The sequence below is a fragment of the Kitasatospora sp. NPDC059747 genome, assembly GCF_042732955.1.
Taxonomy (GTDB): domain Bacteria; phylum Actinomycetota; class Actinomycetes; order Streptomycetales; family Streptomycetaceae; genus Kitasatospora.
Genome location: NZ_JBHWGV010000030.1, coordinates 16,919 through 24,154 on the forward strand (window position 1 = coordinate 16,919; position 7,236 = coordinate 24,154).

At 70.7% G+C, this 7,236-nt stretch carries 5 protein-coding genes; 4 read left to right on the forward strand and 1 reads right to left on the reverse strand.

The annotated features are described in order from the left end of the window. Positions 1–128 precede the first annotated feature (128 nt). Positions 129–1,559, reverse strand: a complete 1,431-nt coding sequence (gene pyk / locus ACFV4G_RS15735) for a pyruvate kinase (protein ID WP_380440491.1) — start codon at positions 1,557–1,559, stop codon at positions 129–131. Between the two features lie 301 nt (positions 1,560–1,860). Between pyk and ACFV4G_RS15740 the strand changes: the two genes are divergently transcribed. The 4 genes from ACFV4G_RS15740 to ACFV4G_RS15755 all read left to right on the forward strand — a co-directional run bounded on the left by ACFV4G_RS15740 (position 1,861) and on the right by ACFV4G_RS15755 (position 7,138). Then, on the forward strand, positions 1,861–2,952 hold the full coding sequence (locus ACFV4G_RS15740; RefSeq protein WP_380440493.1) for a hypothetical protein: 1,092 nt from the start codon (positions 1,861–1,863) through the stop codon (positions 2,950–2,952). Further along, positions 2,949–4,607, forward strand: coding sequence for an extracellular solute-binding protein (locus ACFV4G_RS15745; protein WP_380440495.1), 1,659 nt, complete (start codon positions 2,949–2,951; stop codon positions 4,605–4,607). The genes ACFV4G_RS15740 and ACFV4G_RS15745 overlap by 4 nt, the downstream gene beginning before the upstream one ends. Beyond that, on the forward strand, positions 4,594–5,058 hold the full coding sequence (locus tag ACFV4G_RS15750; protein ID WP_380440497.1) for a hypothetical protein: 465 nt from the start codon (positions 4,594–4,596) through the stop codon (positions 5,056–5,058). Before ACFV4G_RS15745 ends, ACFV4G_RS15750 begins: the two co-directional genes overlap by 14 nt. A 238-nt stretch (positions 5,059–5,296) precedes the next feature. Then, a complete protein-coding gene (locus ACFV4G_RS15755; RefSeq protein ID WP_380440499.1) occupies positions 5,297–7,138 on the forward strand; it encodes a bifunctional metallophosphatase/5'-nucleotidase in 1,842 nt (613 codons plus the stop codon). Positions 7,139–7,236: the final 98 nt, after the last annotated feature.

A 7,236-nucleotide genomic window follows, 5' to 3' on the forward strand; every position in this document is an offset into this window, starting at 1 on the left:
CCCCGGAGCCCCCTCCCCCTCCCCCCCCCCCCACCCCGCCCCCGTCCCCTCCCCCCCCCCGGGCCCCCCCCCCACCCCCGGCGGGGGGCCGCCCCCCCCCCCCCCCCGCCCCGCGCCGAAGTGGGGGCTCAGACGTCCAGGGTGCCCACGTGGTGGACGCGGACGAGGTTGGTGGAGCCGGCGAGGCCGGGCGGGGAGCCGGCGGTGATGATGACGATGTCGCCCTTCTGGCAGCGGCCCAGGGACAGCAGGGCGGCGTCGACCTGTTCGACCATCTGGTCGGTGGTCGGGGCGAAGGGGCCGAGGAAGGTCTCGACGCCCCAGGTGAGGGCGAGTTGGCTGCGGACGGCGGGTTCGTAGGTGAAGGCGAGGACGGGGATGGGCGAGCGGTAGCGGGTCAAGCGACGCGCGGTGTCGCCGGACTGGGTGAAGGCGATGAGGTACTTGGCGTGCAGGAAGTCGCCGATCTCGGCGGCCGCGCGGGCGACGGCGCCGCCCTGGGTGCGCGGTTTGCTGCCGATGGTCAAGGGCGGCAGGCCTGCCGCCAGGATGTCGTTCTCGGCGGCCTCGATGATGCGGCCCATGGTCTTGACGGTCTCGACGGGGTACTTGCCCACCGAGGTCTCGCCGGAGAGCATCACCGCGTCCGTCCCGTCCAGGACGGCGTTGGCGACGTCGGAGGCCTCGGCACGGGTGGGCCGGGAGGCGTTGATCATCGAGTCGAGCATCTGGGTGGCGACGATGACCGGCTTGGCGTTGCGCTTGGCGAGCTTGACGGCGCGCTTCTGGACGAGCGGGACCTGTTCGAGGGGCATCTCCACGCCCAGGTCGCCGCGGGCCACCATGACGCCGTCGAAGGCGTCGACGATGGCTTCCAGGTTCTCGACCGCCTGCGGCTTCTCGATCTTGGCGATGACCGGGACGAACCGCCCCTCCTCGGCCATGATCCGGTGGACGTCGAGGATGTCGCGCCCGCTGCGGACGAAGGAGAGCGCGACGAGGTCGGCGCCGGTCCGCAGGCCCCACCGCAGGTCGGCGACGTCCTTGTCGCTGAGCGCGGGGACGGAGACGGCGACGCCGGGGAGGTTGAGGCCCTTGTGGTCGGAGACGAGGCCGCCCTCGATGACGATGCACCGCACGTGCGGCCCGTCGACCTCGGTGACCTCCAGGGTGACGCGGCCGTCGTCGACGAGGATGCGCTCGCCGCGCGAGACGTCGCCGGCGAGGCCCTTGTAGGTGGTGCCGCAGATGTCCTTGTCCCCCACGACGCCGTCGTCGGTGGAGATCGTGAACTCGTCGCCGCGTTCGAGGAGTACGGGCCCGTGGGCGAAGGTGTCGAGGCGGATCTTCGGGCCTTGGAGGTCGACGAGGACGCCGACGCTGCGGCCGGTCTCGTCGGCGGCCTTGCGGACGCGGCGGTAGCGCTCCTCGTGTTCGATGTGGGAGCCGTGGCTGAGGTTGAAGCGGGCGATGTCCATCCCGGCGTCGACCAGGGCCTTGATCTGGTCGTACGAGTCGGTGGCGGGCCCGAGGGTACAGACGATTTTTGCTCGGCGCATACTGCTGAGCGTAGGCATTACCGGCGCGTAACACCGACGTGGGTCCGGGCCTCGGGATGACCTTTGCCGGACGGCGAGTTGAACAATCTGACACATCCTCGGACCGGTGTGCGACGGGCCCGGTCGCGGTGCTCGCCGCCCGGTCGGCCGATGCGATTCCGTGAAGGGGAGTTCACCCCCGGTTCACCGTCGCTTCGGCCGCCGCTCCCGGCCCGGCGGGACGCTCGTCACCCGGGGACCACCCGGTTGACGTAACGGACGTAACGGACGAGGGGGGAAGCATGAGGGGGAAGCGTTCGGCATGAGACGCGCGTTGGGGGTGCTGGCGGCCTTGGTGCTGCTCGGCGGAGTGACGTACGCGCTGATCCCGGACCCGGATCCGCATCCGGGGCCCGGGCCGCTCGTCAAGGTGAACGGCCTGATCGGTTCGGAGAAGCGCGCCTTCTTCGAGAACCAGGAGGTCAAGGACGAGTTGGCGAAGCAGGGACTGGAGGTGCACGCGGACTCGACCGGTTCGTGGACGATGGTCGACCAGGCGAACCAGGCGAACATCGACTTCGCCTTCCCGGCGAGCACGTCGCCGGTGAAGGACATCCAGAAGATCTGGGGCCTCCAGGACTCGCCGCTGGTGCCGTTCTACTCGCCGCTGGTGATCGTGACGCACGAGGCCGTCGCGGCCGTGCTGAAGGCGAACGGCCTGGCGACCGAGGACGCGGGCATCGTGACGTTCCGGATGGACGCGTACCTGGAGGCGTTGCGGAACAGCAAGAAGTGGCAGGACCTGAACGGCGCGACCGCCCACCCCGAGCTGTCCGGCCGGATCTTCGTGACCACGACGGACCCGCAGAGCTCGTCGTCGGGCGCGATGTACGTCGCCCTGCTGTCGTACCTCCTCAACAGCCACCAGCCGGTGGCCGACCAGGCGGGGATCGACGCCTCGAAGGACGTCCTGCGCACCGCGACGTCCGTGCAGGGCGGCCAGAAGAGCAGCAGCGACGAGCCGTTCAAGGACTTCCTGGCGGGCGTCGGCAACCCGCTGGTGTTCGCCTACGAGTCGCAGGCCGCGCAGCTCGTGCTGAGCGGCGTGCCGACCGGCGACATGGTGGTGATGTACCCGGACTCGACGATCTACTCGGACCACACGGTGGTCGCCCGCGACGACAAGGGCGCCAAGCTGGCCGGCCTGCTCCAGGACGATCCCGAACTCCGGCGCCTGGAGGCGAAGTTCGGTTTCCGCCCGCAGGCCGACAAGGACGTGTTCGCCAAGGAGGTGAACGGCCGGAAGCCGACGTTCGCGCCGGACCTCTCGTCGGCGAAGTTGAAGCAGTGGCAGGTGCCGACCAAGGACGTCCTGCAGAAACTGGTCGCCGCGGCGAAGGGGAACGCTCAGTGAACAGCCGTACCGTCCGTACGACGTGGCGCCTGGCCGCCTCCGCCGTGGCGCTCCTCGTGGCGACGGCCTGCACGTCCTCGGCGCCGAAGCCCGACCCGTCCCCCAACGCCACGGACGCTCCCGCGCCCACCGCGCGCCCTGGTGTGCTGCGGATCCTGGCGGGCAGCGAGCTGCAGGACATGGCGCCGATCCTGGAGGACGCGAAGAAGGCCACCGGGGTGACGGTCCAGTTCGCGTGGACGGGCTCGCTCGACGGCGCCGACGCCGTGTCCTCGGGCAAGGCGGACGGCAAGTACGACGCGGTGTGGTTCCCGTCGAACCAGTACCTGCGCCTGGACGGCAACGGACGGTCGAAGCTCCTGTCCGAGACCCCGGTCATGGTCTCCCCGGTGGCGGTCGGCGTGCGCTCCTCCGTCCTGGGCGACCTGGGCTGGGGGGACGGTTCGAAGGTCACCTGGGCGCAGATCGGGGACGCGGCGTCGGCCGGGAAGCTGTCGTACGGGATGTCCGATCCGTCCCGGTCGAACTCGGGCTTCTCGACGCTGGTCGCGGTGGCGTCGGCGTTCTCGGGGGCGGGGGCGGCGCTGACCGAGGAGGACGTGCAGAAGGCGACGCCGTCGCTGAAGAAGTTCTTCACCGGCCAGAAGCTGACCTCGGGCTCGTCGGGCTGGCTGGCGCAGGCGTACACCCGCGCGGAGCCGGGCAAGGTGGGGGCGCTGGTCAACTACGAGTCGGTGCTGCTGTCGATGAACAAGACGCTGCCGGCGGACCGGCAGCTGACGGTCGTGCGCCCGGTGGACGGCGTGGTGTCGGCGGACTACCCGCTGTCGCTGCTGTCGTCCAGCGCCCAGAGCGAGCGTGACTCGTTCCAGCGGCTCACGCAGTACCTGCTGACGCCGGACGTGCAGAAACGCATCTCCGAGGTGACGCTGCGCCGCCCGGTGACCCCGGGGGCCGCGGCCGCGCCGTCGTTGCCGTCCGACCGCCGCCGGGAGCTGCCGTTCCCGGGCACCCGGGCCGTCGCGGACGGGCTGCTGTCCTCGTACCAGAACGAGCTGCGCCGCCCCTCCCGGACGGTGTACGTGCTGGACACCTCCGGCTCGATGGAGGGCTCGCGGATCACGTCGCTGAAGTCCGCGCTCGGCCGCCTGACCGGCACCGACGACACCCGCGGGGTGAGCCGCTTCCGGGACCGCGAGGAGGTCACGCTGATCTCCTTCGCGTCCAAGGTGAAGTGGACGAAGACGCACGCGGTGCCGGCCTCCGGCAGCCGGCCGGGGCCGGAGGCGGAGCTGGGGTCGATCAACGCGGACGTGCAGTCCCTGTCGGCCGACGGCGGCACGGCGCTGTACGACGCGCTGGAGGAGGCGTACCGGGTGATCGACCGGCAGCAGAAGGCGGCCGGGGACGACCGGTTCACCTCGATCGTGCTGATGACGGACGGGGAGAGCAACGAGGGCGCCACGGACGGGGACTTCAAGAAGTTCCACGACGCGCTGGCGGCCGGGCCGAAGGCGATCCCGGTCTTCCCGATCAAGTTCGGCGAGGCGGCGGTGAGCCAGCTGCAGGGGATCGCGGACGAGAGCGGCGGCAAGCTCTTCGACGGGACGAGCTCGCTGGACGGCGTGTTCGAGGAGATCCGTGGCTACCAGTGACGGGCCCGGCCGGCAGGCCCTGAAGTACCTGGAGTCGGGCCGGAACCTGGTCGGCTGCGCGGGCGGCGCGATCGGACTGGGGCTGCACTTCGCGGGCCTGGGCGGGGCGTGGTGGCCGGGGGTGGTGGCGGGCCTGTACGCGGCGGGCGCGCTGCTCGCGCCCGGGCCGAAGGACGACCCGCCGGAGCACCCCGAGCTGGACGCCCTGGTCGCCTACCTGCGGACCGTCCCGCTGCCGCCCGCCGCCCGGGTGGACGGCCTGCTGGAGGCGCTGCGCGCCGCCGGGCCGGGCCCGGCGGCCGGGCGGCGGATCGTGCGGGACGGCCTGCCGCTGGCCGTGGCCGGCTACCTGCGGGCCCGCACGTGGCAGCCGTGGGCGGGCGCGGACGGTCCGGATCCGGACGCCGAACTCGCGCGCGAGGTGGGGCTGCTGACCGCGCAACTCGGCTGATTTCCGCCTTTACCACTCGCGGGCCCCGTGCACTCACGTCACGAACGAGTCGCCAAGATCTCACCTGTTGGAAACGTCGGAGGGCTATCCAACCGCCCGCGCGCACGGCACACTTCTACGCGCGTCCTTCTACGCGCGTCAAACGGGGTTGTACGGAGTTGCACGGGGGTTTCACGCCACACCGGGCCCGGTTGACGGTCCATTCGCCAGCAAGTCCCCCCACTCGGGAGAGTCGTCGATGTCCCTGAACCGCCGTGACTTCGTCACCCGGTCCGCCGCCACCGCCGCCGGTGCCGCCCTGGCCGGCGGCACCGCCCTCGCCGCCGCCCCCGCCGCCGCGGCCGCCGAGCCGGACACCGCGCAGGCCAAGGGCACCAAGCACCGCGGCGAAGACCGCAAGCAGGCCTTCACCGTCATGGGCACCACCGACCTGCACGGCCGGGTGCTCAACTGGGACTACTTCACCGACGCCGAGTACGTCGACAAGGCGCACAACGCAGTGGGCCTCGCCAGGATCTCCACGCTGGCCAACCAGGTCCGCGAGGAGAAGGGCTGGGACCGCTGCCTGCTGATCGACTCCGGCGACATCATCCAGGGCACCCAGCTCACCTACTACTACGCCCGGGTCGAGCCGATCGCCACCGACGGCGACAACGTGCCGGACCACCCGATGGCCGTCGCCATGAACCTCATGGGCTACGACGCCGCCGCGCTCGGCAACCACGAGTTCAACTACGGCATCCCGACCGTGAAGGCCTTCGAGGACCAGCTGGAGTTCCCGCTGCTCGGCGCCAACGCCCTGCACGCGAAGAACGAGAAGCCCGCCTTCAAGCCGTACGTGATCAAGGAGGTGTGGCTGGACGAGGACACCCCGATCAAGGTCGGCATCCTCGGCCTCACCAACCCGGGCATCGCGATCTGGGACAAGGCCAACGTCAGCGGCCAGATGGTCTTCCCGGGCATCGTCGAGACCGCCGCGAAGTACGTGCCCCGGATGAAGGCCGCGGGCGCGGACGTCATCGTCGTCTCCGCCCACTCCGGCATCGACGAGGCCACCACCTACGGCGACCAGCTCCCCTGGCCCGAGGACGCCTCCGGCGAGATGGCCGAGAAGGTCCCGGACATCGACGCGGTGCTCGTCGGCCACACCCACAAGGAGGTGCCGCAGCGCCTCATCGTCAACAAGAAGACCGGCAAGACGGTCGTGCTGTCCGAGCCGCTGTGCTGGGGCCAGCGCCTGAGCTGCTTCGACTTCGAGGTCGAGCTCGTCGACGGCGCCTGGAAGGTGCTGTCGGTCTCCTCGCGCGTGCTGAACTCCAACACCGTGCCGGAGAACCCGGAGATCTCGAACGCCATCACCGACCAGCACAAGAAGGTCGTGGCGTACGTCAACCAGAACATCGGCACCAGCAAGATCGAGCTGTCGATCGCCGACGCCCGGTTCAAGTCGACCCCCATCGTCGACCTGATCGGCAAGGTGCAGGCCGACGCGGTGAAGGCGGCGCTGGCGGGCGGGCAGTACGCCAACCTGCCGGTGCTCGCGCAGGCCGCGCCGTTCAACCGCACCGCGATGATCCCGGCCGGCCAGGTCAAGCTGCGCGACGCGGCCGGCCTGTACATCTACGAGAACACCCTGGAGGCCCGCATCCTGACGGGCGCCCAGCTCAAGGACTACCTGGAGTTCTCGGCCAAGTACTTCAACCAGCTCGCCGCGGGCGCCCCGGTCAACAAGGACACCCTGACCAACGCCGAGGACACCCCGGACTACAACTACGACTCGATCTACGGCCTGAGCTACGACATCGACGTCTCGCAGCCGAAGGGCAGCCGGATCGTCAACCTGTCCTACCAGGGCAAGCCGATCGACCCGGCCGCCCAGTTCGTCCTCGCGGTCAACAACTACCGCGCCAACGGCGGCGGCAACTTCCCGCACGTCGCGACCGCCAAGGCGGTCTGGGCGAACTCCGACGAGATCCGCAACACGATGATCGCCTGGGTGAAGGCCAAGGGCATCATCGACCCGGCCGACTTCTTCACCAACTCCTGGCGCCTGGTCCGCGCCGGCCAGCCGGTCTTCTAAGCCCCATCACGAAGGCCGCCCCCCCCCCCACCCCCACCCCCGGCGGCGGCCCAGGACCACGCCCCCGGGGGGAAAAACCCACCCGCCCCCACCCCCGC